General features: G+C 67.3%; 30 protein-coding genes. 3 read left to right on the forward strand and 27 right to left on the reverse strand.

Translation table 11 applies throughout. From position 1 onward, the window contains the following. Positions 1 to 40 precede the first annotated feature (40 nt). A complete protein-coding gene (locus EYB42_RS09980) occupies positions 41 to 256 on the forward strand; it encodes a hypothetical protein (protein WP_135449955.1) in 216 nt (71 codons plus the stop codon). A gap of 2 nt (positions 257 to 258) precedes the next feature. On the opposite strand, the gene EYB42_RS09985 is transcribed toward EYB42_RS09980, so the two are convergent. Genes EYB42_RS09985 through phnG form a run of 3 tightly spaced genes read right to left on the reverse strand, consistent with a single transcriptional unit; the run spans position 259 to position 2452 of the window. Beyond that, positions 259 to 1431, reverse strand: coding sequence for a carbon-phosphorus lyase complex subunit PhnI (locus tag EYB42_RS09985; protein WP_135449956.1), 1173 nt, complete (start codon positions 1429 to 1431; stop codon positions 259 to 261). After that, the gene (phnH, locus tag EYB42_RS09990) at positions 1431 to 2012 is read right to left on the reverse strand and encodes a phosphonate C-P lyase system protein PhnH (protein ID WP_135449957.1); all 582 of its coding nucleotides are present in this window, start codon (positions 2010 to 2012) and stop codon (positions 1431 to 1433) included. The genes EYB42_RS09985 and phnH overlap by 1 nt, the downstream gene beginning before the upstream one ends. After that, positions 2009 to 2452 carry a phosphonate C-P lyase system protein PhnG gene (gene phnG / locus EYB42_RS09995; protein ID WP_135449958.1) on the reverse strand — a complete coding sequence of 148 codons (444 nt, stop codon included), beginning with the start codon at positions 2450 to 2452 and terminating at the stop codon, positions 2009 to 2011. The genes phnH and phnG overlap by 4 nt, the downstream gene beginning before the upstream one ends. Positions 2453 to 2570: 118 nt before the next feature. Here phnG and phnF point away from each other — a divergent pair, with 118 nt between their 5' ends. Next, positions 2571 to 3287: a phosphonate metabolism transcriptional regulator PhnF gene (gene phnF / locus EYB42_RS10000; RefSeq protein WP_135449959.1), complete on the forward strand. Its 717-nt coding sequence runs from the start codon at positions 2571 to 2573 to the stop codon at positions 3285 to 3287. Here phnF and EYB42_RS10005 read toward each other — a convergent pair. The 16 genes from EYB42_RS10005 to EYB42_RS10080 form a co-directional block, all read right to left on the reverse strand. Next, a complete protein-coding gene (locus tag EYB42_RS10005) occupies positions 3278 to 3946 on the reverse strand; it encodes an LbetaH domain-containing protein (protein WP_135449960.1) in 669 nt (222 codons plus the stop codon). The two genes, phnF and EYB42_RS10005, sit on opposite strands and share 10 nt — an antisense overlap. Positions 3947 to 4118: 172 nt before the next feature. Continuing rightward, entirely contained in the window at positions 4119 to 5447 is a 1329-nt protein-coding gene (gene phnE / locus EYB42_RS10010) for a phosphonate ABC transporter, permease protein PhnE (RefSeq protein ID WP_135449961.1), read from the reverse strand. 185 nt (positions 5448 to 5632) lie between these two features. Next, positions 5633 to 6511 (reverse strand): phosphonate ABC transporter, permease protein PhnE, encoded by an 879-nt coding sequence (gene phnE / locus EYB42_RS10015; RefSeq protein ID WP_135449962.1) that lies wholly within the window; start codon positions 6509 to 6511, stop codon positions 5633 to 5635. A 63-nt stretch (positions 6512 to 6574) separates the two neighbouring features. Next, positions 6575 to 7471, reverse strand: a complete 897-nt coding sequence (gene phnD, locus EYB42_RS10020; RefSeq protein WP_135449963.1) for a phosphonate ABC transporter substrate-binding protein — start codon at positions 7469 to 7471, stop codon at positions 6575 to 6577. A gap of 37 nt (positions 7472 to 7508) precedes the next feature. Beyond that, on the reverse strand, positions 7509 to 8327 hold the full coding sequence (phnC, locus tag EYB42_RS10025; protein WP_135449964.1) for a phosphonate ABC transporter ATP-binding protein: 819 nt from the start codon (positions 8325 to 8327) through the stop codon (positions 7509 to 7511). A gap of 109 nt (positions 8328 to 8436) precedes the next feature. Continuing rightward, positions 8437 to 9375 (reverse strand): lysophospholipid acyltransferase family protein, encoded by a 939-nt coding sequence (locus EYB42_RS10030; protein WP_135449965.1) that lies wholly within the window; start codon positions 9373 to 9375, stop codon positions 8437 to 8439. A gap of 15 nt (positions 9376 to 9390) precedes the next feature. Continuing rightward, on the reverse strand, positions 9391 to 10626 hold the full coding sequence (locus tag EYB42_RS10035; protein ID WP_135449966.1) for an alpha-D-ribose 1-methylphosphonate 5-triphosphate diphosphatase: 1236 nt from the start codon (positions 10624 to 10626) through the stop codon (positions 9391 to 9393). Beyond that, a complete protein-coding gene (locus tag EYB42_RS10040) occupies positions 10623 to 11291 on the reverse strand; it encodes a class I SAM-dependent methyltransferase (RefSeq protein WP_240784076.1) in 669 nt (222 codons plus the stop codon). The genes EYB42_RS10035 and EYB42_RS10040 overlap by 4 nt, the downstream gene beginning before the upstream one ends. Next, positions 11288 to 12091: a phosphonate ABC transporter, permease protein PhnE gene (gene phnE / locus EYB42_RS10045; RefSeq protein ID WP_135449967.1), complete on the reverse strand. Its 804-nt coding sequence runs from the start codon at positions 12089 to 12091 to the stop codon at positions 11288 to 11290. The genes EYB42_RS10040 and phnE (EYB42_RS10045) overlap by 4 nt, the downstream gene beginning before the upstream one ends. Next, positions 12088 to 12861, reverse strand: a complete 774-nt coding sequence (locus EYB42_RS10050) for a phosphonate ABC transporter ATP-binding protein (protein ID WP_240784077.1) — start codon at positions 12859 to 12861, stop codon at positions 12088 to 12090. Before EYB42_RS10050 ends, phnE (EYB42_RS10045) begins: the two co-directional genes overlap by 4 nt. 37 nt (positions 12862 to 12898) lie before the next feature. Further along, positions 12899 to 13762, reverse strand: coding sequence for a PhnD/SsuA/transferrin family substrate-binding protein (locus EYB42_RS10055; protein ID WP_135449969.1), 864 nt, complete (start codon positions 13760 to 13762; stop codon positions 12899 to 12901). A gap of 101 nt (positions 13763 to 13863) precedes the next feature. Then, positions 13864 to 15576, reverse strand: a complete 1713-nt coding sequence (locus EYB42_RS10060; RefSeq protein ID WP_135449970.1) for a cation:proton antiporter — start codon at positions 15574 to 15576, stop codon at positions 13864 to 13866. A 361-nt stretch (positions 15577 to 15937) separates the two neighbouring features. Continuing rightward, positions 15938 to 16993: a hydrogenase expression/formation protein HypE gene (gene hypE, locus EYB42_RS10065; protein WP_135449971.1), complete on the reverse strand. Its 1056-nt coding sequence runs from the start codon at positions 16991 to 16993 to the stop codon at positions 15938 to 15940. Beyond that, positions 16990 to 18126 carry a hydrogenase formation protein HypD gene (hypD, locus tag EYB42_RS10070; RefSeq protein ID WP_135449972.1) on the reverse strand — a complete coding sequence of 379 codons (1137 nt, stop codon included), beginning with the start codon at positions 18124 to 18126 and terminating at the stop codon, positions 16990 to 16992. The genes hypE and hypD overlap by 4 nt, the downstream gene beginning before the upstream one ends. Beyond that, a complete protein-coding gene (locus EYB42_RS10075; RefSeq protein WP_135450031.1) occupies positions 18123 to 18404 on the reverse strand; it encodes a HypC/HybG/HupF family hydrogenase formation chaperone in 282 nt (93 codons plus the stop codon). Before EYB42_RS10075 ends, hypD begins: the two co-directional genes overlap by 4 nt. Before the next feature lie 4 nt (positions 18405 to 18408). Next, positions 18409 to 19887 (reverse strand): sigma-54-dependent transcriptional regulator, encoded by a 1479-nt coding sequence (locus tag EYB42_RS10080; RefSeq protein WP_135449973.1) that lies wholly within the window; start codon positions 19885 to 19887, stop codon positions 18409 to 18411. 77 nt (positions 19888 to 19964) lie between these two features. On the opposite strand from EYB42_RS10080, the gene EYB42_RS10085 reads away from it, so the two are divergent. Then, positions 19965 to 20429, forward strand: a complete 465-nt coding sequence (locus tag EYB42_RS10085; RefSeq protein WP_135449974.1) for a hypothetical protein — start codon at positions 19965 to 19967, stop codon at positions 20427 to 20429. Positions 20430 to 20443: 14 nt separating this feature from the next. On the opposite strand, the gene hypB is transcribed toward EYB42_RS10085, so the two are convergent. From hypB to EYB42_RS10125, 8 genes are all read right to left on the reverse strand, one after another. Beyond that, the gene (gene hypB / locus EYB42_RS10090) at positions 20444 to 21328 is read right to left on the reverse strand and encodes a hydrogenase nickel incorporation protein HypB (RefSeq protein ID WP_135449975.1); all 885 of its coding nucleotides are present in this window, start codon (positions 21326 to 21328) and stop codon (positions 20444 to 20446) included. Further along, positions 21328 to 21669, reverse strand: coding sequence for a hydrogenase maturation nickel metallochaperone HypA/HybF (locus EYB42_RS10095; RefSeq protein ID WP_135449976.1), 342 nt, complete (start codon positions 21667 to 21669; stop codon positions 21328 to 21330). Before EYB42_RS10095 ends, hypB begins: the two co-directional genes overlap by 1 nt. Continuing rightward, positions 21662 to 22549: a HupK protein gene (locus EYB42_RS10100; protein ID WP_135449977.1), complete on the reverse strand. Its 888-nt coding sequence runs from the start codon at positions 22547 to 22549 to the stop codon at positions 21662 to 21664. Before EYB42_RS10100 ends, EYB42_RS10095 begins: the two co-directional genes overlap by 8 nt. Before the next feature lie 130 nt (positions 22550 to 22679). Further along, the gene (hybE, locus tag EYB42_RS10105; RefSeq protein ID WP_135449978.1) at positions 22680 to 23447 is read right to left on the reverse strand and encodes a [NiFe]-hydrogenase assembly chaperone HybE; all 768 of its coding nucleotides are present in this window, start codon (positions 23445 to 23447) and stop codon (positions 22680 to 22682) included. After that, positions 23444 to 24277, reverse strand: a complete 834-nt coding sequence (locus tag EYB42_RS10110) for a hydrogenase expression/formation protein (RefSeq protein ID WP_135449979.1) — start codon at positions 24275 to 24277, stop codon at positions 23444 to 23446. Before EYB42_RS10110 ends, hybE begins: the two co-directional genes overlap by 4 nt. Before the next feature lie 8 nt (positions 24278 to 24285). After that, positions 24286 to 24702 (reverse strand): thioredoxin domain-containing protein, encoded by a 417-nt coding sequence (locus tag EYB42_RS10115; protein WP_135449980.1) that lies wholly within the window; start codon positions 24700 to 24702, stop codon positions 24286 to 24288. Positions 24703 to 24708: 6 nt separating this feature from the next. Further along, positions 24709 to 25029, reverse strand: coding sequence for a HypC/HybG/HupF family hydrogenase formation chaperone (locus EYB42_RS10120; protein ID WP_135449981.1), 321 nt, complete (start codon positions 25027 to 25029; stop codon positions 24709 to 24711). 235 nt (positions 25030 to 25264) lie between these two features. After that, positions 25265 to 25876: a HyaD/HybD family hydrogenase maturation endopeptidase gene (locus tag EYB42_RS10125; RefSeq protein WP_240784078.1), complete on the reverse strand. Its 612-nt coding sequence runs from the start codon at positions 25874 to 25876 to the stop codon at positions 25265 to 25267. Positions 25877 to 26001: the final 125 nt, after the last annotated feature.

The raw sequence follows: 26001 nt of genomic DNA on the forward strand, positions 1-26001 counted from the left end.
TGCTCCTGCAGGGGGGCAAGGCCGGGGAAGGAGGCAGGGAATGCTCTGGATCGCGCTCGCCGCAGCGGTCGGCACGGTTCTTGTCGGTCTGCTGACGATGCGTCAGCCGGCGGTGTCTGGCCGGCAACGGCGCCGCGGCAAGTCGGGCGACGGGGGCGACGGGGGCGCGACAATGGCGGGGGCAGACGATGGCGCCACCTGTGATGCCAGCGCCAGCTGCGATGCCGGCGGAGGCGACGGGGGCGGGGGCGACTAGGGTCATTCCGCCGCCTCCTGCATGGTCTGCGCCTCGGCCCGCAGGCGGCGGACCAGTTCCAGCTCCGCCTGGAAATCGACGTAGTGCGGCAATTTGATGTGTTCGAGGAACCCCGTGGCCTGGATGTTGTCGCAGTGCATCAGGACGAATTCCGCGTCCTGCGCCGGGGCGCCGGTGAAATCCTCGCCCAGTTCCTGCCAGCGGAGCGCGCGGTCCACGAGGCTCATCGCGATGGCCTTGCGTTCCGACTGGCCCATCACCAGCCCGTAACCCCGGGTGAACTGCGGCGGCTCGGTCTTCGAGCCCTTGAACTGGTTCACTGTCTCGCATTCGGTCAGTTCGATCTCGCCGATCTCGACGGCGAAACCCAGTTCCGGGATATCGACCTCCACCGCCACCCGGCCGATGCGCAATTCGCCGACGAAGGCGTGGGTGCGGCCGTAGCCGCGCTGGGTGGAATAGGCGAGGCCGAGCACGAACCCCTCGTCCCCCCGCGCCAGTGCCTGAAGCCGCAGGGCGCGGTCAGCGGGCAATTCCATCGGCTCTCGCGTCAGGTCCGGGGGCGTTGCGTCGGACGGCTGCGCTGCCTCGATCAGCCCGTCACGGTTGAGGAAGCCGGTGACATGGGGCATGTGGGGTGCCCCCCCTCCCCATCCCTCCCCCACCAGGGGGGAGGGAGGCGCGTCTAATCCCGTCCCGCCCTCGGCTTCTGCGCCGGGTGCCTCCCCTCCCCCTTGTGGGGAGGGGACGGGGGTGGGGGGCTCGCCCTCGGCCATCAGCGCGAAATCCAGCAGGCGATGCGTATAGTCGAAGGTCGGCCCCAGCACCTGACCGCCCGGCAGGTCCTTGAACGTGGCGCTGATCCGCCGGTCCACCGCCATCGCGGCCGTGTCCACGGGGCGCGACCCGGCGAGGCGCGGCAGCGTGGTGCGATAGGCGCGGATGAGGAACACCGCCTCGATCAGGTCGCCGCGGGCCTGCTTGATCGCCAGCGCGGCGAGGTCGGGGTCGTAGAGCGAGCCCTCGGCCATGACCCGGTTGACGGCCAGCTTCATCTGCTCGCGGATCTGCGGGATAGTCAGTTCGGGCACCGCGCGGTCGCCCCGGCGTTCCTCGGCCAGCCAGCCATGCGCATTGTCGATGGCGCGTTCGCCACCCTTGACGGCGACATACATCAGATCTTCTCCACGCGGGTGGACCGGGGCAGGCCGGCGATCCGGTCGCCGGCGGCGAACAGGCAGTCGAAGCCCAGCGGGAACAGCGCGCGGTTGGCACGGAAGGCCGCCGTCTCGGGCAGGTTCAGCCAAGTGGCCAGTTCAATGCCGGGGCCGGTCAGGGCGGGGCCGTGGTTGACCAGCCTCTCCATCTCGACGATCAGCGTGGCCGACCGGTCGGGATAATCCGGCTGGCCGATGCGGAACCGGGTGACGGGCTGCAGCGCCTCCCAGGTGCCCAGCGCGAAATCCGCTGCCTCGGCGGCGACCAGCGGCGCGCCAATGTGGAAAGCCACCCAGTCGCGCACCATGGGGCAATCGGCTGCGCCCGCCAGATGCAGCCCCGTCGTCGGATCACAGAGCGTCAGAAGCGCCACCCCCGCCGCGACAGACAGCCGCGCTGGAGGTTCCGCCCCTGCGACGCGGCGAATCGTGCCGGGGCGCGCCATCGCCTCGAGGATCTCGCGGAAGGCGCGGGCGGACTGGACGGGGGCCTCGGCGAACCCGCCTGACAGAGCTTCGGCATGGGGTGCCGTGATCATTTGTCCTCTCCCCGGACCATGGTGAAGAATTCGACCTTCGTCCCCGCAGCCTTTTCCGCGCGCGCAGCGCGGTGTGCCGCTGCCTCGGCCTGCAAGGGGGCGATCACCCGCGCGGTCAAATCCTGCGCCGCGTCGGTCTGCATCAGCGCGTCGATCACGGCCGCGCGGCGGGCGTGGGCCTTGTCGCGGCCCTGCACCCAGGCATGGCCCACCGGCCCGGCCGGCAGCCGCACCGAACAGCGCGTCACCGTCATCTCGCCCAGGTTGAAGGCCGCGCCTGTGCCCCCCGTGCGCCCCCGCACCATGACGGCGCCAATCTCGGGTGACCGCAGCACGTCGTGCGGCGGCAGTTCGGGCATCAGCTCGGCCAGACGGGCGGGGGGCGCCTTGGCCAGTGTCGCAATCCAGGCCCGTCGGGCTTCGGCATCAGGAGAAGGCATGGCGATCTCGACAGATTCAGGGGGTTGTCCAGTGTTCTATACAACTATACAAATTCTAACGCAGACCCGGCCCTTGGCCAACCGGAGATTTGTGAATTTTCCATGACAGGAGGCAGACTTGCCGCGTGACACGATCTGGTCGGCGATTGCCGGCACACTGCGAGCGGAAATCGCGGGCGGGCATTATCCGCCTGGCAGCAGATTGCCGACCGAGGCAGCGCTGTCGGCCCGGTTCGGGGTGAACCGCCATACGGTTCGCCATGCCTTGGCGACGCTGGCGGAAGAGGGGCTGGTACACGCACGTCGGGGGGCAGGGGTCTTCGTGACGGCACGGCCGACCCATTACCGGCTGGGTCGGCGGGTGCGTTTTCACGACAATGTGCTGGCGGCCGGGCAGACCCCTTCGCGGCAGATCACACGCAGCGAGACGCGGCCATGCGATGCAGCCGAAGCACGGGTGCTGTGGCTGAAGCCGGGCGATCCGGTCCTGGTGGTGGAAGGCCTTTCACTGGCAGACGGCCAGCCCCTGGCGGCCTTTCGGTCGGTGTTCCCGGCCGCGCGCTTCCCCGGCCTGGCACAGGCGATCCGGGCCGAGGCTTCGATCACACGGGCGCTGTCGGCCTGCGGGCTGGCAGACTACATGCGGCTCGAGACGCGGATCAGAGCCGAGGCCGCCGACCCGGTTCTGGCGTTGGCCTTGCAGGTGAAGGCCGGTGCCCCTGTGCTGCGCAGTGAAGCAGTGAACGTGGATGCCGAAGGCCGACCGGTCGAGCAGGGGACGACCTGGTTTGCCGGTGATCGGGTGACGCTGACCGTGGCGGCAGATCAGCCCTGATATTTCTCGAGAAATGCCTCGGCCTGCAATTCGCGGAAGTCGGCCAGCGCGGCGCGCAGCCTTTCGTGCGGCCAGTCCCACCAGGCCAGCGCAAGCAACCGGTCGATCACGTCTTGCACAAAACGTTTGCGCATGGGCCTGGCGGGGCAGCCGGCGACGATCGTGAACGGGGACACATCCTTTGTCACAACGGCACCGGCGGCGATGATGGCGCCGATTCCGATCGTCACCTCGGGCTTGACGATCGCCCCATGGCCGATCCAGCAATCGGCGCCCAGACTGGTGCGCCGTGCTGCGCGGGCGGCGAAGAAGGCGTCGTCATCGGTTGCGTCCTCCCAGTAATAGGAGGAACGGTAAAGGAAATGGTGCTGCGCGGCATGGGCGAAGGGGTGGTCGGTCGGCCCGATCCGCGTCATCGCGGCGATGTTGGAAAAACGGCCGACGGTCGTGTTCGCGATGTCGGCGAAGCGGTCGCAATAGGCATAGGCCTCGAAGGTGGAATTCAGGATGCGCGAGCCTTCGCCGACCTCGGTCCAGGGGGCGAAGCTGGAATTCGCAACCTGTGCCGAAGGGTGGATTACCGCCCCGTCGGGCGACAGGAGGGGGCCGGTCCGGTGCGAGTGCTGCGGTTCGGTAGGTAACGGGCTGATGGCAGTCATCTTAAGCGTGAGTCCGCTGGTTTTCGCGTGGGGCAAAGTGTGGGCAATCGCGCTGCTTCGCGGGCGCAAGCCTTGTATCTGGCCTCGGTGCTTTCGGCCCGACCAGCTGAGGCGAAGGGGGCATTCTGCCCCCGAACCCCCTGAGAGTATTTGGCAATGAGCAAGCGCGCAGTCATTCGCCCTTGATCAGCTTGCGGCGGATCCAGCCCGAGAGGCTGTCCATCAGCATGACCATCAGCACGATCAGGACCATGTAATAGGCCACTTCCTCCCAGTCCTTCTGGGTGATGATCGCCTGGGTCAGGAGAAGCCCGATCCCGCCGCCAACGATGGCGCCGATCACGGTGGCGCTGCGGGTGTTCGACTCCAGGTAGTAGAGCACCTGGGCCAGAAATACCGGCATGATTTGCGGGATCACCCCGAAGCGCGCCCGCTGCACCGCATTTGCGCCGGTCGAACGCACGCCCTCGACCTGCTTCTCGTCGATGTTCTCCAGAGCCTCCGAGAACATCTTGCCGAAACTGCCCGTGTCGGTCAGAGCGATGGCGATCGCCCCGGTCATCGGTCCCGGGCCGAAGGCGCGGCTCAGCACGATGGTCCATATCAGCCCGTCCACCCCGCGCACGAAGTCGAACACCCGGCGCGCGGCAAAGCGCAGGGGTCCGAAGGCCATGAAATTGCGCGCGGCGAGGAAGGACAGCGGCAGGGCGACAAGGGCTGCCGTCATCGTGCCGAGGAAGGCCATCAGGATCGTCTCGAAGATCGCCCAGGCCACATCGCCATGGCGCCACATCCTGTTGGTCCAGAACTCCGACGCGATCAGCGCCAGGTTCGACCGCGCCGGATCGAGCCTTTCGACCGAGACGGCCAGGGCGGCCAGTTCGCCGAAGGACTTGCCGTAAAGGGGGCTGTCGAGGGTGAAGAACCACAGCTCCCAGCCGGGCTGGTACCTGAAGGTCTCGACCTTGGACCGGGTATAGGTGAACCGGCCGGCATCGGTGGTGACACCGATGCGGTTATCGCCCACGCTGATCCAGTCGGGAATCGGTTCAGGCGCCGTGAGGGCCGGGCGGCCGCCCTCCTCGCGGATGTCGATGGTGCCATAGCCGGGCACCACATAGCGCGCGCCGTTCGCGTCGTAGGTGACGATGTGGCCTTGCCCAAGGTCGATGGTCGTTACATCGTCCGCGACCGTAACCCAGTCGGGCAGGCGGCCTTCGGGGTAGGTGGCCTTGGCCTCGCCCTCGATGGCTACGGTCAGATTGCCCGTGCGGTTGTCGCGGGTGACATGGGTCTTGTGCGACCAGAAGTCGGATAGAAGGATCGCCGCATTGTCGAAACGCGCCCGGGCCATCAGGCCCGCGATGTCGAAGCTGATCGCGGCATAGACAAGGTAGGCAAGGATGGCGGCCGGAATGGCAAAGGCGAGCCGCTGCTTGCGGTCGAAGGCGCGGGTGACGGTCTCGGCCAGCGCGGGGCCGGCAAGGGTGGCATCGGTCATGCGTCAAGCTCCGGGCTGGCGGCCCCCCCACCCCCTCCCTCCCCCACGCGGGGGGAGGGAGGCGCGGGATGGCGAATGAAGGGCCGGGGACGGGCCGGGTGGCTCCCCTCCCCCTGCGTGGGGAGGGGATGGGGGTGGGGGGCGCCTGCCGGACGGCGGGCTTTGGAGGGGCAGTGTTGCATCGGTCAATGCCCCTTCACCAGCTTGTGGCGGTAATGGTCGGACGCCCGGTCGATGAGGACGATGGTCAGGAACAGCAGCAGGAAGATCGCGACGACCTGGTCATAGCGGCCTTGGCCCCATTGCATTGCGATCTTCAGGTCATGGCCGATCCCGCCCTCGCCCACGAAGCCCAGGATGGCCGAGGCGCGCACGTTGATCTCGAAGCGGAGAAGCGCATAGGACAGCCAGTTCGGCGCGACCTGCGGGATCACCCCCAGCCACATCCGCTGCGACCAGTTGGCGCCCACCGAGGCCAGGCCTTCGACAGGTTTCAGGTCGGCATTCTCGGCAACTTCCGAGAACAGCTTGCCCAGCGCGCCGCCCGTGTGCAGCGCGATGGCGATGACGGCGGGCACCGGGCCGCCGCCGAGGATGTAGATCAGCACCAGGGCGATGACGATCTCCGGGATCGCTCGCAGTGCGTCCATCGTGCGGCGGAAGATCGGGATCAGCCGCGGCCAGCGCGCAAGGCCCCGCGTCGCCAGCAAGGACAGGCCCATGGCCGCCAGCGCGCCGACCAGCGTGGCAACGGCGGCGATGTTCACCGTCTCGATCAGGGCGGGGACATGGTCCCAGAAGATGCCCGGCAGGTTTGCCCGTTTTTCCCAGGCTTCGGACAGGACCTCGGAAGGAAAGTCCAGCACCTGGTGCAGCCCGTTCCAGAACCCGCCCGCGTTGCGGTGGTCGGCCAGCATCCAGCCCGAGGCCATGAGCGCGACGAAGATGACCAGCAGGATGCCGCCATACATCCGCTTGCGGCGAACCATGTCCAGATAGGCCTCGCGCGGGTTGGCAAGGTTCGGGCGTTGGCCCGGCTCGGGACCGAAGGCAACATCGACCATGGGATCATCCGGAAATGAAAAAGCCGGACCCCGGGGAGCGGCGGGGTCCGGCGAGGGTGTGGCTTACATGCCTTCCTGCAGCTTGCGGGCGGCGATGATGCCCAGATAGTCCTCGTGCTTCACCGGAACGAAGTCCTTCGCCTCGCCCGCGGCGACGTTGTAGGCGCACTCGGGATCGTCCTGCCACATCGTGTCCATCATGGCATAGATCTTGTCCTTCACGTCCTGCGGCAGGGCCTTGCGCACCACCAGCGGACCTTCCGGGATCATCTTCGACCGCCAGATCTCGACCAGGTTGTTCATGTCCACGAGACCCGCATCGGCCGCCTTGCGGAAGGCGCCCGAGGCATAGCCGTCTTCCCAGTTGCCCAGACCGTCGGCCCAGGCCACGCCTGCGTCGAAGTCGCCGTTGGCCACGCCGACGATGGTCTGCTCATGGCCGCCCGACATCTTCACTTCCTTGAAGTAGTCCTCGAGCTTGCCGTATTTCTCGGTCAGTTCCGCGCCCGGCACCAGGTAGCCCGAGGTCGAGTTCGGGTCGGCGAAGGCGAAGACCTTGCCCTTGGCATCGTCCATCGAGGTGATGCCGCTGTCGGCGCGGGCGAAGCCGATCGAGTAGTAGCCGGTGGTGCCGTCCACGTTCTGCTTGGTCAGCATGACCTCCACGGCGTCCGGGTTGGTCAGGTAGGTCTTGGCATAGGCCGAGGCGCCCAGCCAGGCATAGTCGAGCGACCCGCCCAAGAGGCCCTGGATCACACCGTCATAGTCGGCCGGGGTGAACAGCTTCACCGGCACGCCCAGTTCGGCTTCGACCTTGGCGCGCAGGCACTCGGTCGAGGCCAGGCGGTCCTGGGCGTTCTCGCCGCCGAGGATGCCGATGTTGAATTCCTTGATGCCTTCGGCCATCGCCGACGAGGCGAGGACGGCAGTCAGAGCGGTTGCAGTCAGCAGCTTGTGCATGGGGGCTCCATGGGGTTGTGGCCTTGGGGGCCGGTGGTCACGACAGCATCAGGTCGGCGTAGGACCGGTCGGCTGCGGTGTCGGTGGGGATCGAGGTCGAGGTGGCGGCCTCGTTGAAACTGTCGTCGGCACCGTAGATCTCGCGCGCGACGCCGGTGGAAAGCTGGTCGGGCGTGCCGTCAAAGACGATGCGGCCGTCGCGCATGCCGATCACCCGGTCGCAATAGCGCCGCGCGGTGTCGAGCGTGTGGAGGTTCGCAATCACCATGCGCCCGTCCTCGACGTTGATCCGCTTCAGTGTGTCCATGACGACCTGGGCGTTCATCGGGTCGAGGCTGGCGATGGGCTCGTCGGCCAGGATGATCTTCGGGTCCTGCATCAGGGCGCGGGCAATGGCCACGCGCTGCTGCTGGCCGCCCGACAGCGCCTCGGCACGCTTCGGGGCCTGCTCGGCGATGCCGAGGCGGTCGAGGATCTCCAGCGCCTTCAGGATGTCGGCGCGGGGCCAGAGGTTGAACATGGTCTGCAGCGTGGACCGGCGGTTCAGGATGCCGTGCAGCACGTTCGATGCCACATCCATTCGCGGCACCAGGTTGAACTGCTGGAAGATCATCGCGCATTGCGACTGCCAGGCGCGGGCCTCGGCGCCCTTCAGCGCCAGCACGTTCCGGCCCTCGACGCGGATTTCGCCTTCAGTTGCGTCAATCAGTCGGTTCATCAGCCGCAGGAAGGTGGATTTTCCCGCGCCGGACCGGCCGATGATGCCCACAAAGGCAGGTCCTTCGACGCGAAAGCTGACATTGTCCACAGCGGCCTTCTGACCGAACATCCGCGTCACGCCCTGCACATCCAGCATCGGTCTCCCCCGCCTTGCGTTGCCGGGGTCGTAGCTGCGCCGTGTGACACTGCATCGAACCTTGTGTGAAACTTGCATGACGCGGGGCTTGTGCAGGCTGCAATCGGGTTTACCAGCGGATATGGCGCGGCCAGACGTAGTGCTCGTCGGGGTCGGCCAGCGCTGGTGTTGCCAGCGCCATGGTCCGCCGCCGCAGGTCGGGGGCAACCTGATCACGGGGCAGGCGCCGCAGTTCCTCGGCCATGACCGGCGCGCCGATGGTCAGGTCCACCGGTCGGCCCATCCGGCGGCAGGTTTCGTGAAAGATCAGTGCGACCCGAAGCGGGTAGGAGGTGTGGCTTGCGATCTGGAACAGACGGGAATTCTGTCCGGCCACATGCACGGGCAGGACCGTGGTGCCCGGCACGGTCGCCAGCCGACCCACAAAGGGATGCCAGGGTGAATCCACCGCCCGACCGGTCAGTGGCCTGTTTGCGGTCGCCACGCCCCCTGCCGGAAAGATCGCCACAACCTGGCCCTGCGCCAGCAATTCTGCCGCACGCCGCCGCGTCTCGCCAGTCAGCCGCCGCGCCTCGGGCGTGCCTGAAAAGTCGACCGGCAGAAGGTAGGGGTCCATTTCGGGCACCCGGCACAGAAGGCTGTTGGTCAGGATGCGGACATTGCCGCGCAGCCTGATCCCCAGATGCCCGAGCGTCAGCCCGTCCACCACACCAAAGGGATGGTTCGACACCAGAAGTAGCCCGCCGGACTGTGGAACGCGGGCAAGATTGCGGGCACCCCCGACGATACGGGGGCGGATCTTCAGCTTGCGCAGCGCCGCGTCGAACACCGGCTCGCCCGGCCGCTTGTCGCACAGCACCCAGTCCAGATAGAGCCGCTTCAGCTTCGGTTGGCCCGTCGCGACCTCGACCGCGCGGATCAGGCTGCGACGGATCAGTGACTGCCCGGAATGCGAATAGCTGAAATGGACGGGCGCAGAGATCGGCCCCCGGTCAAAGGCGGGGGCATCCTCGGTGAAACAGTCGGCGGGAAGGATGTCGGCGGACATGGGGCCTCCGGGGGTTCAGAAGGCAGGTTCGGCAAGTGGCCGGGCCGGCAGGGCGGAATAGCCGCCGCGGCCGGCGACAAAGGTACGCAGGGGGGCGGGGGGCTGACCTGCAGGCCAGTCGATCAGGATCAGGTCGGCGCGCAGGCCCGGCGCGATGCGACCCCGGTCGTTCAGGCCCATGGCGCGAGCCGGGTTCCGCGACACAAGATTCCACAGCACCGGCAGTGGTGCCACGCGGTCGGCGTGAAGCCGGGTCACCGCGCCCAGCATGGCCGGATAATAGTAGTCGGACGCCAGAATGTCGCACAGGCCCCGCGCGATCATCTCTGCCGCGCCGGGGCTGCCCAGATGGCTGCCGCCGCGCATGGCGTTCGGCGCGCCCAGCACGATCGGGTCGCCCGCCGCGCGCGCGGCAAGAAAGACGCGTTCGTGCATCGGGAACTCGGCCACCCTTGCGCCGAGCGCCCGGTAATAGTCGCGCGTTTCAACCTGGCTGTCGTCGTGGCTCAGCATCGGGGCACCATGGGCGCGGGCAAGGGCTGCCACCCGCGCGATGTCGCCCGGAACCTCGGCCCGACGCGCCCAGACCCGGGCGATCAGCTCCACGAAGTCGGCCGTGGTCATGCGCGAACGCCTGGCCCGTTCACTCATCTTTTGCATGAAGGCAGCCGTCGTCATGTCGGTCACGGGATAGTCCTTCACATGATCGAAGGGCCGGTCGTGAACGGCGATTTCGGGATGCAGCAGCGCCGAGGTGGTGTGGTCGTTGAAGGCCAGCGCCGGGCGGTCTGGACCGGCAAGGACATGGGCGATAAGGGGCTCCGCCTCGGGGCAGAAGGTTTCCCAGCGCAGCTGGATCCGGTTGTCCGCGGTCAGACGCCCGCGCAGGCCCTCCAGCGCGCGGACGACCTGCCAGCCGGTTTCGACACTGCGCAGGCCGGGTTCCCAAGACAGCGTGAGGGCATGATAGGCGGTCGCGATGCCGTTCGCCGCAAGCTGGCGGTCGGTTTCCAGAAGCGCGGCCTCGGTCGTGACCATGACCCCCGGGCGCGGCATCAGCTGGCGCTCGAAGGCATCGCCATGGATATCGACGAAGGCCGGGGCCAGGATGCGCCCCTTTGCGGGAAGCACAGTGGCGCCGTCCCGGGCAACGTCGATCCCGGTGATCCGTCCGCCCTCGATGCGGACCGAACCCGTTTCTACCCGGTCCTCCAGGATCAGCGTCGCGCCTTCGATCAGCTCCGCGCTCATCCCAGCCGCTCCGCCAGAAGGTGCCAGTGCCAGGAGCCGGGCTTTTCATGTGGACGGTCGTAGAGGGTGAGGAGTTCAAAGCCCCACAGAAGGCCGGTCAGTTCGGCAGCGGTGCAGAAGTAATGCGGATGGACCTTGTCGCCGGGGCCCTCGAAAACCCAGGTGTTGCGGCTGATCTCGCGCCCCGGGGCACGGGCCTGTTCCACGGGCAGGCGGCGGGCCGACAGCATCGTGGCCATGAAGGTTCCTCCGGGTCTGATGATGCGGGCGATTTCCGCCAGGGTGCGACGCACGATCGTCTCGTCCCCGTGGTAGATCACGTTCCAGGCCAGCACATGGTCGAAGCTGGCCGAGGCAAAGGGCAGGTCGGTCATTGGGGCCTGAACGGTGTCCACGCTCAGCCCCTGGGCGAAGGCGGCAGATGCGGTGGCGGCCACCGCGGCCTCTGAGGCATCAAGGGCGGTCACTCGATGCCTGCCCCGAGCGTAGGCCAGCGCATGCCGCCCGATGCCGCAGCCAAGGTCCAGGATGTCCGATCCGGGTTTCAGCGTCGCCGCATGTTCGGCCACCCAGGGCTCTGCCCGGGCCCAGGGGCTGGTGCCGTCAGCCTTCTGCCATTCGGCGTTCCAGTAGAGATGTGCGGTATCGGTGGTCATCATGGTCATATCAGCTTCCTGCGGATCCAGCCCGAGCCCTGCTCGACTGCGATGACTAGGGCGAGCATCATCAGGATGATCGCCAGGGCTTCGTCATAGTTGAAAAGGTCGAAGGCGACCTTCAGGTCCACCCCTATTCCGCCGGCGCCAACCAGGCCAAGGGCGGCGGACCCGCGCACCGATTTCTCTAGCGCGAACAGCGAGGTGGCGGTGAATGACGGCAGGCAGGCGGGGAAGACCGACGAGACGATAACCCCCAGGCGGCTGGCCCCGATGGCGCGCAGCGCGTCCTGCGGGCCGGGATCTGTTTCCTCCATCGCCTCGGCGAAGAAGCGGCCGGCGAAACCGATCTTGTCCACCATGATCGCCATGACGCCGGCGGCGGGGCCAAGGCCCACGATGATGATGAAGATGATTGCCCAGACCAGATCGGGCACGGTGCGGAACAGCGCGATGATTGCGCGGGCAAGCGTGCGGACGATGGGGTGGGGCGACAGCCGGTCGGTCGCAAGGATGGCGAAGGGTACGGCGAGGAGCAGCCCCAGGAAGCAGCCCGCCACGGCCATCTGCAGCGTTTCCAGCAGCTTCCAGGAAATCGGCCCGATCCGGCTGAAGTCTGGCGGGAACATCTGCGTCAGCAGCCCGGAAGGCGAGACCAGCCGCGCCAGTCCCCGCGCCAGCTTGTCGGTGGCCGGAGCTGTGGCCGCCAACGACGACACGACCAGTGTCAGCACAACCAGCAGCCCGACATAGCCGGGCAGACCCAGGTGGCGAAATCGCGGCGGAGCGGGCACGGCGGTGTCGGTCATGCAGTCACCTCATGGTCGAAGAACCTGCGCAGCGCCTGCGCCGTCGCCTGCGCAGTGGACTGGTCAAGCGCGATCCGCCCCGAAGCGAGGCCGAGGATGCGGTCGGAATAGGCCAGCGTGTGTTCCAGCCGATGCGAGATCACCAGAAGCGACAGCCCGTCCTGCCGGACGAGGCCGAGCAGAAGCTCCATGACCTCCTGCCCGGTCTGGGGGTCCAGGCTGGCGTCCGGCTCGTCGGCCAAGATGAAGACGGGACGCTGCATCAGCATCCGGGCGATCGCCACGCGCTGCTGCTGGCCCCCCGACAGGCTGTCCACCCGGGCCGAGGCGCGGTCTGCGAGGCCCACTCGGGACAGGCAAGCCATCGCCTCGGCGCGCACCTCGGCTGGCGCCAGCGACTGGAACCAGGCGCGCGGCCCGGACAGGCGCGATTGCACGCCATGGACGACATTCGACAGCGCCGACAGGCGGGGCACCAGGTTGTGGCGTTGCCAGACGATGCCCACCTGCGCCCGAAAGCGGCGCAGCGCCCGGGGTGCAAGTGCCGTCACGTCCTGGCCCAGCATTTCGATGCGGCCCGAACTCGGCTCTACCAGCCGGACCAGGCATCGCAGAAGGGTCGATTTGCCCGACCCGTTTGCACCGATCAGCGCGGTGGACTGACCGGGCGGCAGTGCAAAATCCAGACCCGACAGGATTTCGCGGTCGCCGAAGGTCTTGCGAAGCCCGGCAACGGCAAGGACCGGCTCCACCGACGTGGAACCGGCCATGGCCCGGGCAGGTAGGACGGGCGCGTTCATCGGCGGATTACTGGCCGATGAACTGCGTGAATTCGGTGATGCCGATGTTCTGGTACATCTTGCGGACCACGTCATAGTCGGCATCGGTGACACCGGCATCGAAGCTGCCGCCAACGTACTTGGCGTTCTCTTCTACCGAGGTCACGGCGGCGAGCAGCGCCTCGCCCTGTTCCGCAAATGTCTTGCGCACCGTCTCGACCACTTCGGGCGCTACCTTGGCCGAGGCCAGCAGGATGTCGTCCGGCAGCTGCTCGCCCTTGAGCAGGACGCGCAGCTTCACATCGGGGAACTTCTTGGCGAAGCTTTCGATATGCGTGCGGTTCACGCCGATGCCGGCGATCTCGCCAGCCACCAATGCCTCGATCGCGACGTTGCGGTTCAGGAAGACGGGCTCATAATCGACGGCATAGCCCAGCCCTGCCTTGGCCAGCAGATCCACCGGACCCAGGTGCTGCGAGGTCGAGCCGATCTCGCCGAACGAAATCTTCTGGCCCTTCAGATCCTCTGGCGTCCTGATCGGGCTGTCGTCCAGCACGACCACGGTCGAGTAATAGTCGGGGCGCTTGAAGGTCACGACCGGCTGGGCGTCGAGCCGCGCGTTGAAGACAACGTATTCCGCCGGGCCGGTCAGCACGAAATCGACCTGATCGGCGGCCATCGCCTCGACCGCGACCGTGCGGCCCGAGACCGGGAAGAACTCGACCTTCAGGCCCGAGGCTGCCTCGAAGGCGTCCTTGAACGGCCCCATTTCGCGCTGCAGCGCCTCTAGCCCGTCGATGTCGGTCACGGCGAAGCGGATCGTGTCCTGGGCCAGGGCGGGGGCGGCCAGCAGGCTGGCGGCAAGAAGAGCGGGTGCAAGAAGCTTGGTCATGGTTGCAGGTCCGTTGCTGAAGTGACGGGGCAGCCCCTAACACCCCAGCATGACGGCCGGACGACCACAGCATCACAGATTTGCAACGAACGGACGTGTGGTCAGCCCGCCGCTCGACCTTCCGATGCGATCTCGGGGATCTCGGTCCGCGCTTCGGCCTGCGCCCCGCACAGCAGCTCCACAGCGCGGTCGGCAGCGTCCTGGAACGGTTCCAGCACCAGGTCGGCGCCGGCCCGGGTCAGCGCCTCGGTTTCGGACGGGTTGTGCGACGTCACTGCGACCCTTCCCTCGAAGCCCGCGGCCCGGGTCAGCTGGATCAGCGTGAACCTGGCATCGTCGTGACTGACGCCGGTGACATGGACAGGCACCGACGAAGCCAGCCAGTCTGCGCGGGACAAGGGCAGGGTGGCGACGAATTCGGGATCGGTGCCGTCGCCGAACTCGGCATCGATTCCCAGGGCACGCGCCCGGCGCACCGCCTGCGGGTTGAAATCCACCCCAAGCACCCGGATGTTGCGCGCCTTCAGGCGCAGCGCGATGGCGGTGCCGAAGCGGCCGAGACCGAACAGGATGACCGGATAGCCCGCTTGGGCCTGCGGCGCGCTTTCATGGGGTTCGCGCGGGGTGCCCTTGCGTTCGAAGACCCCGAGCCAGGGTTCGAACACCAGGTAGAGCTGATGCGAAAAGGTGATCATGTATGTCGATGCGGCAATGGTCACCAGGCCGACCATCGTGACCAGCCCCAGCGCATCCTCTGCCACATGGCCAAGCGAAACACCCATCGCGACGAAGATCAGTGAGAATTCCGAAATCTGCGCCACGGTCAGGCCAGCGAGAAACCCGGTACGTTTCCGATAGCCCATGGCGCCCATGATGATGAGAACTATCAGCGGGTTACCGATAAGAACGAACAGCGAAAAGATCACCGCGCCGGTGACGTGGCTACCCAGAAGCGTCAGGTCCAGCGTGGCGCCGAGGCCGATGAAGAAGAACAGCAGCAGGAAGTCGCGCAAGGGGGCCAGCCGCGCAGCGATGGTCTCGCGGTAGGGGGTTGAGGCAAGCGCGACGCCGGCCAGAAGGCCACCGACCTCCTTTCCCAGTCCTACCGCGTCGCCGATGGCCGCAATCGCGGCGGCAAGGGCGATTGCGAAGATCACCAGCAATTCCGGTGCATGGGCCAGCCGCTCGGTCAGGGGTGTCGCGGCGTAGCGGACGAAGAGGATGACCGCCGCCACCAGCGCAATTCCCGCTCCAAGGACAGTGATGACCGACCCGCCATGCCCATGGTCGCCGGCGCCGATGCCGATGGCCGACAAGACCACCATGGCCAGGACCACCACCAGATCCTGCACGATCAGGAAGCCCAGTGCGATCTGGCCGTGCAGCGCGTCGATCTCGCGTTTGTCCGACAGCAGCTTGACGATGATGATGGTCGAGGAAAACGTAAGCGCGACCGCGACATACAGGCTGGTAACATGGCCAAGGCCAAGAGCCAGACCGATCAGGTAGCCGAAGAAGGCCGTGAAGACGACCTGACCCAGGCCGGTGACGATGGAGACGATGCCGAGCGAACGGATCAGCTTGATGTCCAGCTTGATGCCGACAAGGAACAGAAGGACCGCGATACCCAGTTCGGACAGAAGCGCGATCTGTTCGTCTGCCTTGACGATGTCCAACGCCGAGGGACCGGCAAGCAGGCCCACTGCGATAAAGGCCACGATCAGCGGCTGACGCAGCATGAGGCCCAGGGTGCCAAGGCCGGCGGCCAGCATCAGAAGAAGCGCGAGTTCGGTGAACGGGGTCAGCATCGGCATCGGACTCTTCGGTGGCGGGTCGGTGGATTTGCGGTCAGCTTAGGGCAGGGCGCGGGGAAGGGGAATTGTCGCACAGCGGTTTCGCCGGATCGGGGGGACATGGCGGCATGACGCAGGGCAAGCGCAAGGGCTTTGATGGCAGGCAGAACTGCCAGGGTTGGCGGGCAAGTGGTTTCTTGCCTTCAAACCCTGTCTGGGTCAGTTCGTTGCGTCGTCTGCCTGTCCTCACCGCGTTTTCAGCTGTCGCAGGCTGACAGACCGTCAACCCCTGGTCACGAATCGCCGGAAGATCCGATCAGTCCGATCGAAGCCTGACAGGCTCCGCAGCGGAACCTTCAAGATCCCGCATCACGCACGGCTGTCAGCAGATGCGCGGCAACTGTTCGCCCACCAGCATGTCCACGATTCGCGCGCCGCCGAAAGCCGTGCGCAGGGTGACGCGGCCGGGCTGACCCGCCTGCGCGCGTCCGATGATTGCGGCCCCTGCGCCTTCGGGCATGGCGTGCATCGCGGCGAGCGCGGCCTCGGCCTGGTCGGGCGGGCAGAAGACAACGAGGCGACCCTCATTGGCGAGGTAAAGCGGGTCCAGGCCCAGGATCTCGCAGACGCCCACCACTTCGGGGCGAAGGGGAAGGCGGGTTTCCTCGACCTCGACGGCAAGGCCGGCTTCGGCTGCCATTTCGTTCAGGGCGCTTGCCAGCCCGCCGCGGGTGCAGTCGCGAGCGGCGGTGATGCCGGGGGCGGCGGTCAGGGCGGCCTGCATCAGATGGCCGAGCGCGGCGCAGTCGGATTGCAGGTCGGTCGAAAGTGCCAGGTCGCCGCGCGCGGCAAGGATGGCGGCACCATGGTCGCCGAGGACACCGTTGACGATGGCAACGTCGCCGGGGCGGATCTTCGCGGCGCCGATGTCGATGCCCGGCGGGATCACCCCGATCCCGGCGGTAGTGATGAAGACCCCGTCGCCTTTGCCGCGCTCGACCACCTTGGTGTCGCCTGTGACGATGCGGACACCCGCGCGTTCTGCCTCGTGCGCCATGGTGGCGACGATCCGGCGGAGGAGCGCGATCTCGCAGCCTTCCTCGATCACGAAGGCGGCCGAGAGCCAGAGAGGCCGCGCGCCCCCTACGGCAAGGTCGTTGACCGTGCCGCAGACCGCCAGCTTGCCGATGTCGCCACCGGGAAATTCGAGCGGTGTCACCACGAAGCTGTCGGTGGTGAAGGCGAGGCGCGCACCCGGTTCCTGAAGTGCTGCGGTCATCAGGCGGGCCTGGTCCTCGTTGCCCGGGGGCTGGAAGACGCTGGTGAAGACCTGATCGATCAGGTCGCGCATGGCGCTGCCGCCGCCGCCGTGGGCGATCGTGACGTGGCTTTCGCGGACGAATCTTCTGCGAAACGTCTGGGGTGGGGCGGCGGTCATTGGGCGGCGACCCTTGCTCCGGCATATTGCCAGTAGGCCGCGCAGGCGCCTTCCGAGGAGACCATGAGCGCGCCGAGCGGCTTGTCGGGGGTGCAGCCCGTGCCGAACTGGGGGCACCCTGTGGGTCTCAGTTTGCCGGTCATCACCTGGCCGCAGGCGCAGCCCGGGGTTTCGGGGTGATTCCGGCTGGCAGCGCCGTAGCCGATGCCGAACTTTTCTTCCGCATCGAAGGCGGCGTATCTGGCGCGGATTCGCAGGCCGGAGGCATCGATCTCGCCCAGGCCGCGCCATTCGAAGCTTGGGCGGCGTTCGTAGACATCCGCGATGGCGGCGAGCGAGACCGGGTTGCCATGTTCCGGCACGACGCGGGCGTACTGGTTTTCAACCTGCGCCCGGCCTTCGGCGATCTGTGTCAGGAGCATGAGGGCGGATTGCAGCAGATCCGTGGGTTCGAAGCCGGCCACGACGATGGGCTTGCCATAGTCCCGCGCGATGAAGTCATAAGGCCGGATACCGATGACCATCGACACATGGCCAGGGCCGATGAAGCCGTCGAGCAGCATGTCGGGGTCGTCGAGCAGCGCCCTGATCGGCTCGGGCACAGTGATATGGTTGCAGAAGACCGAGAAGTTCGTCACCCCCTCGCGCGCGGCCTGCTGGATGGACAGGGCGGTGGAGGGGGTCGTCGTCTCGAAGCCGAGGCCGAAGAAGACGACCTGGCGGTCGGGGTTGCGGCGGGCGAGTTCAAGCGCGTCGAGCGGGGAATAGACCATGCGGATGTCGGCGCCGTCGGCCTTTGCCTGCATGAGTGATTTCCGATGGCCGGGCACGCGCATTGCATCGCCGAAGGTGGTGAAGATCACACCGGGGCGTTCGGCGATTTCGACGCATTCATCAACCCGGGCCATGGGCAGGACGCAAACCGGGCAGCCGGGGCCGTGGATGAACTCCACCCCTTCATGGATCAGCTTGTCCAGGCCGTAGCGAAAGATCGAATGCGTATGGCCGCCGCAGATTTCCATGATGCGGACCGGATTGGCCCGGGAGGCGCCAATGGCCTCGGCCTTTGCGGCAACGGCGGACAGAAGCGCGCGTGCCGCGGCTGGGTCGCGGAATTCACTGGCAAACTTCATTGCAGCGCCTCCTGGCTGGCGGCGATCTGGTCGAGGGTTTCCTGCGCCTCTCCAAGGTCGCGTAGCGCCTGAAGGGTCTTTTCGGCCTCTTCCTCGTCGATGATCGACATGGCGAAGCCGACATGAATCAGCGCCCATTGGCCGACAAGGGCGGAAAGGTCGCTGCCCGCGACGCAGGCGACGTTCACCTCGCGTCGAACGCCCGAGACCTCGGCCATGGCCATCTGGCGTTCAGGGTCGGTGATGGCCATGATGCGGCCGGGGATACCGAGGCACATGGGGTCAGTCTTCCTCTTCTTCATGGGCGCGGCCCGAGGGATTGGAGATGCCATAGCGGTCGAGCTTCGCCCGCAGGCCGACGCGGCTGAGGCCCAGTTCCACCGCTGCGCGCGACTTGTTCCAGCGATGGCGGGTAAGCGTTTCACGAAGGATGCGCATCTCCATCAGGTCCGTCCGGTCCTTGAGCGTGCCGCTGGAGGTCAGCACTGCCTCGGCCGTGCGGTCGGCGCCGCTGTCCGAAGGCGGGGCCTGAAGGATCGGCCGGCTGATCAGTTCGGCGCCAAGCATCGGGCCACGGGCAAAGACCAGCATCCGGGTGATCTCGTTGCGCAGTTCCCGCAGGTTCCCCGGCCAGTCCCAGTTTTCAAGGAATTCCAGTGCCTCGGGGGTAAAGCCGTGGGCAGCCTTGCCGTGGCGCGCAGCGAGATCGTCAAGAAAGCTCTGCGCCAGGATCGCCACGTCGCCACGGCGCGCGCGCAGGGGGGGCAAGTTCAGTTCGGCGACAGACAATGCATAATGCAGATCGGGGCGGAACCTGCCCTCGGCGACCGCGCGGGCAAGGTCGGCGCCCGCCCCGACGATAAGGCGAAGGTTGGTGGTCAGCGTCTCCTGTCCTCCGACGGGCGAGAAGCTGCCTTCATCCACCAGCCGCCATAGGGCAAGCTGAAGTGCGGCGCTGGCATGTTCGATGCCCTCGATGAACAAGGTTCCGCGGTCGGCCTTCTGGGCAAGGCCTATTCGGTTGACCCCGCCCGGGAGCACGCCGCGTTTGGCGCCGAACAGTTCTATCAGGGCAAGATCGTCGGGCAGTCCGGCCAGAGACAGGGCATGAAAGGGGCGGTCCGACCGCAGGCTGGACAGGTGCATCGCCCTGGCGAGCCGACCGCGGCCGGTGCCGGGTTCTCCGGTCAGAAGCACGGGGATGTCGAAGCTGGCATAGTGGCGCGCGGCTTCGACCGTGATGTTCATCGGGCTTTGCGGGCTGCGCAGGATCGATTCGAACCCGAGGCCATCGCGCAGGGCGGCGCGGCGTTTGTCCAGCCTTGTCTGGGCCGATGACGCCAGGAAGCGCATCTCGAGTGCCAGGCGTTCGTTGTCTCGGGCAAGCTGGAAGAGGCGGGCACCGTTGCGAGCGGCCATCAGCAGCTGTTCGGGGTGCCAGGGCTTGGTCAGGAACTGATGGATGCCGGCATCATTGATCGCGGCCTGCATCGCGGCGGGGTCGGTGTAGCCGGTGATGATGATGCGGACGGCATCGGGCCAGCGTTCGCGCAGCTCGGTCAGCAGCTCCACCCCCGTCCGCCCCGGCATGCGCTGATCGCAGATCACGACCTGGACCCATTCTTCCTCCATCCAGCGGGCGGCGGTCTCGGCGTCGCCGGCGGTGATGCAGTGGAATTCATCCTCCAGTGCCATGCGCATGGCGGCCAGCGAATGGGGTTCGTCATCGACAAGCAGGACGGTGGGCCGGGGTGCGGTCATGGCCTTGGCCCTTCGGAAAGGGTTGTGCGGTGCCGGTCGATGTCGCTAGGGTCTGCGCAAAGAGGGGGGACAAGACCATGCGCAATCTGATCCTTGCCATTCTGGTGGCGGCCGTCGCGATCCTGGGCTTCTTCGCGTATCAGTCCGGCCGGCAGGTCGCGGGGCTTCAGGCGGAACTTGCCGCACGAGGCGAGGCCATCGCGGGACTTGAGGCCGAGAAGGCCGCGCTGAGCGCGGAAGTGGCTGCCTTGCAGGGCCAGATCGATGCGGCGGCGCAGGCGGTCTCGGAGGCCAGTGCCGCCGTGGAAGCCGAAAAGACGGCACTGGCCGAAAAGGTGGCTGCGCTCGAGGCCGAGCTGGCCGCCCTGACGGAAAAGGCCACGGCCCTTGAATCGGGCAACGAGGTGCTGGCCGGGCAGGTTGCCACGCTGGAGGCCGACAAGGCCGCCCTGGCCGACCAGGTGGCCGAACTGCGCGCGGAACTGGAGGCGCTGGCCACGCCGGTCGAGGCCCCGGCCGTCGAGGGCGCGACCAACCCCTGAATCCGGGCGGGCGGTCATGCTGCCTTCTCCGCCAGCCGGGCGCGCAGCCAGTCCAGCCAGTCCTGCATCCCTTCGCCGCTTCGGGTGGACAGGCGCAGGACGTGAATGGCGGGGTTCACGCGGCGCAAGTTCGCCTCGTAGGCGGCAAGATCTGCGTCGCAGTGTGGCGCGAGGTCGAGCTTGGTCAGGATCGCCAGCTGTGCCGCAGTGAACATGTCGGGGTATTTCAGGGGCTTGTCCTCGCCTTCGGTGACCGACAGGATCGCCACCTTGGCGTCCTCGCCCAGGTCGAAGGCAGCAGGGCAGACAAGGTTGCCCACGTTCTCGATGAAAAGATAGCTGTTCGGGCGGGGGCGCAGGTCGTCGATCGCGTGTCCCACCATCTGCGCGTCCAGGTGGCAGCCCTTGCCGGTATTGATCTGGATCGCCCGGGCGCCGGTCGCGCGGATCCGGTCGGCGTCTGCACTGGTCTGCTGGTCGCCCTCGATCACCGCAAGGGGGACATCCCCCAGTTCCTCGATGGTCCTGCACAGCAGCGTCGTCTTCCCCGAGCCGGGGCTGGAGACAAGGTTCAGCGCCAGGACGCCAAGCGCTTTCAGCACGCGGCGGTTGGCGGCAGCAATGGCATCGTTCTTGGCCAGGATCGACGTTTCAACCTCGATCAGCCGGGCCTGGGACATGCCGGGAACCGAGACACCGGCCGGCCCGGTGCCGTAGTGGTGACGGTTGCCGTGGTGCGGGGCGGCGGTTGCCTGCACATGCGGGAACGGCAGAGACACTGCCTCGGACGGGAAGGCGCGGGCATGGGAATGGGCAAGGCCCAGCCGGTGCGCTTCGTCGTGTGTCATCACCTTGCCGTCTGCCGTCACCAGGTCGGAACATCCGCAGACCGTACACATCACGCCACCTCCATGTCCTTGATCCGCATCTCGTCGCCACCTGCGGGAAGAAGCCGGCCGCTTCCGCACAGCGGGCATGGGTCGAAGCGGTCGGCGATCTCGACGGTCATGCGGCAGTCGTAGCACAGTGCCCGGCCAGGCAGGTCAATCATCTCCAACCGGGCGCCCTCGGCGGGGCTGCCCCGCATCACGACGTCGAAGGCGAATTCCAGCGCGGGCTTTTCGACCCCGGCGAAGCGACCGATCTCGAGCCTGAGGACGGTGACGCGAGCAAAGCCGTGCAGGCGGGACTGGTCCCAGACGATGTCGCGGATGCCTTCGGCGAGGCTCATCTCATGCATGTTCTGCCTCCCGGACGGTGACGGGGATGCAGGGATCGTGAAGCGCAATCACTTTTGGCGCAAGCGCGCGATGGGTCGCAGGAAGGTTGGCCAGAGATTGCAGAAGCGCCCCGCCCGGGGCCAGCTGGTGGTCGGTCGGCGTGCGGCGGCAAAGTCCGGTAACGACGCCATCGCGCTGCGTCACCCGCAGGGCATAGATGCCGCGCGCGGCCGGGACCGTGGCGGTGCCATCGGCGGAAAGGGCCGGGGCGGGCAGACGGTTGTGGCTGACAGCCTCGAGGTCGGCCATCAGACCGGCCAGACGCCAGAGCGGCCCGCGGCCATGGGTCTGTTCGATGCGGCGCAGTAGCGGATGGTGCGACTGTCGCCCGGCGGGCGAATTCTCGAAGGCGCCGTCCGCCAGCGGGGCAGACGGCAATGGCAGCGCTGCGCAGGTCGCCATGCCGGGAGGGAAGGTGGCGGCGACCCGGTGGAAAAGGGGGGCAAGCGGGCCTGCAAGGCGCGATGGCATGTCGGGCAGCCCCTCGGGGCCCAGAAGGGCGGCGGCGTCCATCGCCCCGGGCAAGGCCAACGGCTGGTGGGGCCGCGTCGGTTCTGGCAGCGGGATCGGGTCCAGGCCGAAGGCGCGGGGAAGCATGACGCAGAGTTTCAGCCGGTGGTCGCGCAGTATCTCGGCGCGCGGATCATCGGTTGCCGGCAAACCCAGCGACAGCCGTGCCGCCATCGCCTGCGCCCCGCGGCACAGGTTGAAAAGCCGCGGCAGAAGGTCGGCCGCCATGGCGACGGGCTTTCCGATCACCAGCGCCTCGACCGGCAGGGCTGGGCCCGCACTGATGCCGGGTACGGGGCCGAGGGTGACACTGGCGGCCGAGAGGGTCATGGGCCGGCCTCGCCTGTCGGGCGGAAGGGCCGCAGGCCGGGAATGCCCGCCTTTCCCCTTTCTCCCAAAGGCGGGGAGAGGCGGATGCCCGGCGGAGTGGGCGTGGCGAAGGTGCGAGCATGGCGCCGGATCATTGCCCGAGGCCCCCGGTGATGAGCCTTCGACGGGAGGGGGCGGCGTCGGGTGCGTTATCCGGCGCGGGGGCGAGGGCGGCCTCGCGTGCAGCGCGGATTTCGGCGGCGCGGTCGGTTTCAGCGCGGTTCTCGGGCTTGAATAGTTCAGCCATCACCGCCCGGGCGACCTCGACAGCCTGTAACTGGCTGATGAACTCTGCCATGGGCGAGAACAGCGAGCAGGCAAGGTAGGGGCCGGTCAACTCGCGTGCATTGTGAAGGAATTCGTAGTCCCCCGAGGGGAAGGCGATGACCTCCCTTTGCGTCGGGGCCATTGCAGGGCGGTCGGCGGGCGGAAGGAAGACGAGGTTCATGAACCAGGGCGCGACAAGGACGCCAAGGAAGCCGCCTTCCCAGGGGCGGAAGTCCACCGCCTGCACATGGAGCGCGCGGTTGACCATCGGCAGGTCGCGCATCCTGCCGTTCAGGATCTCGGTGAAGTCGGCAACCAGCGCGCGTGTGCGGCGGTCAATCTCGGCAAAGATCGGGGCTGTCGCCGCGCCAGGGTCGTCGCGGACCAGGAACTGCGCCTTCGGGGCAGAGCAGCCGGGGCAGGTCCAGTCCCCGGGCAGGTCGAGGAACGGGGTTCCGGGGTCGATCTGGCGCGTCTCGTCGCCCTGTGCCGGGTCATAGGGCGTCCAGCAGATCTTGCATTCCATCACCGCAAGCGGGCTGATCTTGTCGGCCGCGCCGAGGAAGCTGCCTTCGAAGCCGGGCGCGATCATCGGATCGCCTCGATCACGGCGCGCAGGCGCTGCGCGCTGTCCGCGAGGTCCACATCCGCGGCAAGGGCGACCTCGGGCAGGGCGGTGACCTCGTAGGTGTCGAGGATCAACGTGTCCATCGAGTTGAAGAACTGCACCTTCCAGACGCGCGGCAGGGCGGTCGCGGTGATCCGGCAATTGCCATAACCGCGCGACAGGATGCTGACCGCGCCTTCACCCAGCGCGGTGTCAAGCCAGGCGAGGTCTTCAGGCGTATGCGGCAGCAGGGAAAGGTTGATGACATGCGGTGGACCGCCCGCCGGGTGGGTGGCGGATCTGTCGGTCAGTTCGGCCAGCAGGGCGGGCGCATTCGCAAGGCCGGGCACTCGCGCCGTGCGCGGGCCCAGGGCGGGGCGGTGCGGCACATGGGCGCGAGAGAGCGCAAGCGCGGGGGCAGGCGCGATCTCTACCCGGTCGATCGCTGCGCCGGCTAGCAACCAGACGCCGGCAAAGACGCTTTCCTGTACCAATATCGCCGGCTTTCCGCGCAGCTTCATGCTGACCTCCCCTTGGCCCAGTGCATCGGCAACCACGATGCGGGCCTCGGGTGAAAGGGGGGCAAGGTCGAATTCCTCTGCCGCCGCGCCGGTAGCCACGCGGTCTGCTGCCGCGGCGAGGGCAGCAAGGAAGGCCAACGCCTCGGCCAGTGCGGCGGGGTCTTCGGCCCTGGGGAGGTGGGGTTCGTAGGTGCGCATGCCCGAAGGCAGGGCGATATACTGCAACCTATCGTCGGGCAGCGGCTGCGATCCGGGGCCGAAGCCCATGGGCGGAAGGGTGAATGGGCTGACCATGCAGGGCCTCAGGCGGTTTCGTGCGACAGGATGTGGGTGATGCGGGCGAGGTAGTCGGACCAGTCGCGGACCTTTTCGATCGCGCCAAGGAAGCGGGGGCCGTGGAAAAAGAGAAGCCCAGGCGTCTTGAGTGCGCGATGCTGTTCACGCACGGCGGCCTCGATGGCGTCGTCGATCAGTGCGCAATCGAAGCGGTGCTGAAAGGTCTGCGCCAATTCGGGCAGGATCACGGCGGCGTCGGCGGTTTCGAGGTTGCGGCGCGGGTCGCCGGGGATGAAGAGGCAGTGCAGACCGGGGCGGGCCAGATGGTCGGCCAGCGCCTGTGGTGTTGCCAGGCGGGGATAGCGGTGTTCGGTTTCCAGCCGTGCGATCAGGGGATGGATTGCAGGTGCCGGGGGCAGGATGGGCGGGGCGTGGTCGTGCATGGGGTATCAGCCTTTCGTCTGGCCTGCGGAGTGCGCGGCCTGGAGATGCGGGGGAAGCTGGGGCGGTCGTGCCTCGAGGTCGGCGAAGGCGTCGCCGAGCGTGCCCCCCTGCATCAGCGAAGCCACGCCCTGAAGGGCGGCACGGATCTTCAGCGCCTCGTACTCGGGCAGGATGGCGCGGGCGGTGCCAAGGAAGGTGAGAAGCCAGTCCCCCGGCTGCGCCTCGGGGATGAGGGAGAGATCGACGGTTTCCACCCTTTCGCCGTCCAGGGTGGTGCCGACGATGCCGTCGCGCGCGGCGAGGCGCAGGGGAAGGCCGACACACATCAGCCGGTTTCCCTGTGGCAGCCATGCGGAGCCTCGCCGGGAATGCTTTCTTCGCATCCCTTCCGCACGCGGGTGAAAGGCGCAGCCACGCGCCGGTAGGTGCGCGCATCGGGCGGTATCTCGGATAGTGCGCCTTGCGGTGCGAGCCGGTGTCTCGCCTCTGCGCCCGCGGCGCAACCGGCTCGGTCCTGCCTCCGGTGGGGATACTTGGGCAGAGAGAAAGCGGCGCGGCGCGTCACGGCCGCTGCCCCGGAAAGAAGCGGGCGTCGCCGGTTCGGCAGGCTTCGGCCGCCGAGGGGCGACCCTGTTCGTAAGCGGCCTGGCGGATCGCGGGGTTGGCCAGAAGGTCGCTGGTGGTGCGACCGTCCGAAACCGTCACGCCCCAGCGGGCAAGCGTTTCGCGGGCGAGGCACAGGGCCTCGGGGATCCGTGCGGCGATTTCCGGGCGCAGGCCGCCGCCGTAATCGTCCAGCTCCGCCGGCTGGCAGCCGATCAGCACCATGTCGCGCGGGCGGTAGCCCATCAGCGTGGCTGTGGCGATCACGTCCTGAAAGCCGGTCTGATGCAGGCTCATCTTCTTGGCGCCCATGAAGGCGGGAACCTCGTCGTTCGTGACCACCTTCAGAGTGCCCGGGGGCAGGCCATAGTCGATGGCGTCGAAGACCAGAAGCGCGTCGGTGTCTTCCAGGAAGGGTAGGAGGTAGAGGCCCTGGGTGCCGCCGTCGAGAAGCCGCACGTTCGGGGGCAGTGCGTGGGTTTCGGCCATGGCCTCCACGCAGCGGACGCCGAAGCCCTCATCCGCCCACAGGACATTGCCGATACCGAGAATCAGGATGCGGATCGACACTGGCTTCCCCCCTCTTGGCTGGTCGAATGGCTTGCAGTTGTCTTTCCAAGTGAAAGCAGGGTTTGCAGGGCTTGACGCGGGGAAAGCCAGATCTGGGCAAAATTGGCGGTAAACGGTTGGAATTG

This window comes from Tabrizicola caldifontis, from assembly GCF_004762095.1.
Classification (GTDB): domain Bacteria; phylum Pseudomonadota; class Alphaproteobacteria; order Rhodobacterales; family Rhodobacteraceae; genus Tabrizicola; species Tabrizicola caldifontis.

Excerpts from the sequence above, each read along its gene's own strand:
- phnH (WP_135449957.1), bottom strand. The coding sequence starts at position 2,012 with ATGATCACGGCACCCCATGCCGAAGCTCTGTCAGGCGGGTTCGCCGAG.
- hypD (WP_135449972.1), bottom strand. The coding sequence starts at position 18,126 with ATGAAGTTTGCCAGTGAATTCCGCGACCCAGCCGCGGCACGCGCGCTT.
- phnC (WP_135449964.1), bottom strand. The coding sequence starts at position 8,327 with ATGCTGGATGTGCAGGGCGTGACGCGGATGTTCGGTCAGAAGGCCGCT.
- EYB42_RS10035 (WP_135449966.1), bottom strand. The coding sequence starts at position 10,626 with ATGAGCGCGGAGCTGATCGAAGGCGCGACGCTGATCCTGGAGGACCGG.
- EYB42_RS10005 (WP_135449960.1), bottom strand. The coding sequence starts at position 3,946 with ATGACTGCCATCAGCCCGTTACCTACCGAACCGCAGCACTCGCACCGG.
- EYB42_RS10085 (WP_135449974.1), top strand. The coding sequence starts at position 19,965 with ATGCGCAATCTGATCCTTGCCATTCTGGTGGCGGCCGTCGCGATCCTG.
- phnE (WP_135449967.1), bottom strand. The coding sequence starts at position 12,091 with ATGACCGACACCGCCGTGCCCGCTCCGCCGCGATTTCGCCACCTGGGT.
- EYB42_RS10040 (WP_240784076.1), bottom strand. The coding sequence starts at position 11,291 with ATGACCATGATGACCACCGATACCGCACATCTCTACTGGAACGCCGAA.
- EYB42_RS09985 (WP_135449956.1), bottom strand. The coding sequence starts at position 1,431 with ATGTATGTCGCCGTCAAGGGTGGCGAACGCGCCATCGACAATGCGCAT.
- EYB42_RS10120 (WP_135449981.1), bottom strand. The coding sequence starts at position 25,029 with ATGTGTGTCGGCCTTCCCCTGCGCCTCGCCGCGCGCGACGGCATCGTC.
- hypE (WP_135449971.1), bottom strand. The coding sequence starts at position 16,993 with ATGACCGCCGCCCCACCCCAGACGTTTCGCAGAAGATTCGTCCGCGAA.
- hybE (WP_135449978.1), bottom strand. The coding sequence starts at position 23,447 with ATGATCGCGCCCGGCTTCGAAGGCAGCTTCCTCGGCGCGGCCGACAAG.
- EYB42_RS10030 (WP_135449965.1), bottom strand. The coding sequence starts at position 9,375 with ATGTCCGCCGACATCCTTCCCGCCGACTGTTTCACCGAGGATGCCCCC.
- phnE (WP_135449961.1), bottom strand. The coding sequence starts at position 5,447 with ATGACCGATGCCACCCTTGCCGGCCCCGCGCTGGCCGAGACCGTCACC.
- EYB42_RS09980 (WP_135449955.1), top strand. The coding sequence starts at position 41 with ATGCTCTGGATCGCGCTCGCCGCAGCGGTCGGCACGGTTCTTGTCGGT.
- phnD (WP_135449963.1), bottom strand. The coding sequence starts at position 7,471 with ATGCACAAGCTGCTGACTGCAACCGCTCTGACTGCCGTCCTCGCCTCG.
- EYB42_RS10055 (WP_135449969.1), bottom strand. The coding sequence starts at position 13,762 with ATGACCAAGCTTCTTGCACCCGCTCTTCTTGCCGCCAGCCTGCTGGCC.
- EYB42_RS10060 (WP_135449970.1), bottom strand. The coding sequence starts at position 15,576 with ATGCCGATGCTGACCCCGTTCACCGAACTCGCGCTTCTTCTGATGCTG.
- EYB42_RS10100 (WP_135449977.1), bottom strand. The coding sequence starts at position 22,549 with ATGACCCTCTCGGCCGCCAGTGTCACCCTCGGCCCCGTACCCGGCATC.
- EYB42_RS10080 (WP_135449973.1), bottom strand. The coding sequence starts at position 19,887 with ATGACCGCACCCCGGCCCACCGTCCTGCTTGTCGATGACGAACCCCAT.
- hypB (WP_135449975.1), bottom strand. The coding sequence starts at position 21,328 with ATGTGTACGGTCTGCGGATGTTCCGACCTGGTGACGGCAGACGGCAAG.
- EYB42_RS10075 (WP_135450031.1), bottom strand. The coding sequence starts at position 18,404 with ATGTGCCTCGGTATCCCCGGCCGCATCATGGCCATCACCGACCCTGAA.
- EYB42_RS10050 (WP_240784077.1), bottom strand. The coding sequence starts at position 12,861 with ATGGCCGGTTCCACGTCGGTGGAGCCGGTCCTTGCCGTTGCCGGGCTT.
- phnG (WP_135449958.1), bottom strand. The coding sequence starts at position 2,452 with ATGCCTTCTCCTGATGCCGAAGCCCGACGGGCCTGGATTGCGACACTG.
- phnE (WP_135449962.1), bottom strand. The coding sequence starts at position 6,511 with ATGGTCGATGTTGCCTTCGGTCCCGAGCCGGGCCAACGCCCGAACCTT.
- EYB42_RS10095 (WP_135449976.1), bottom strand. The coding sequence starts at position 21,669 with ATGCATGAGATGAGCCTCGCCGAAGGCATCCGCGACATCGTCTGGGAC.
- EYB42_RS10110 (WP_135449979.1), bottom strand. The coding sequence starts at position 24,277 with ATGGTCAGCCCATTCACCCTTCCGCCCATGGGCTTCGGCCCCGGATCG.
- EYB42_RS10115 (WP_135449980.1), bottom strand. The coding sequence starts at position 24,702 with ATGCACGACCACGCCCCGCCCATCCTGCCCCCGGCACCTGCAATCCAT.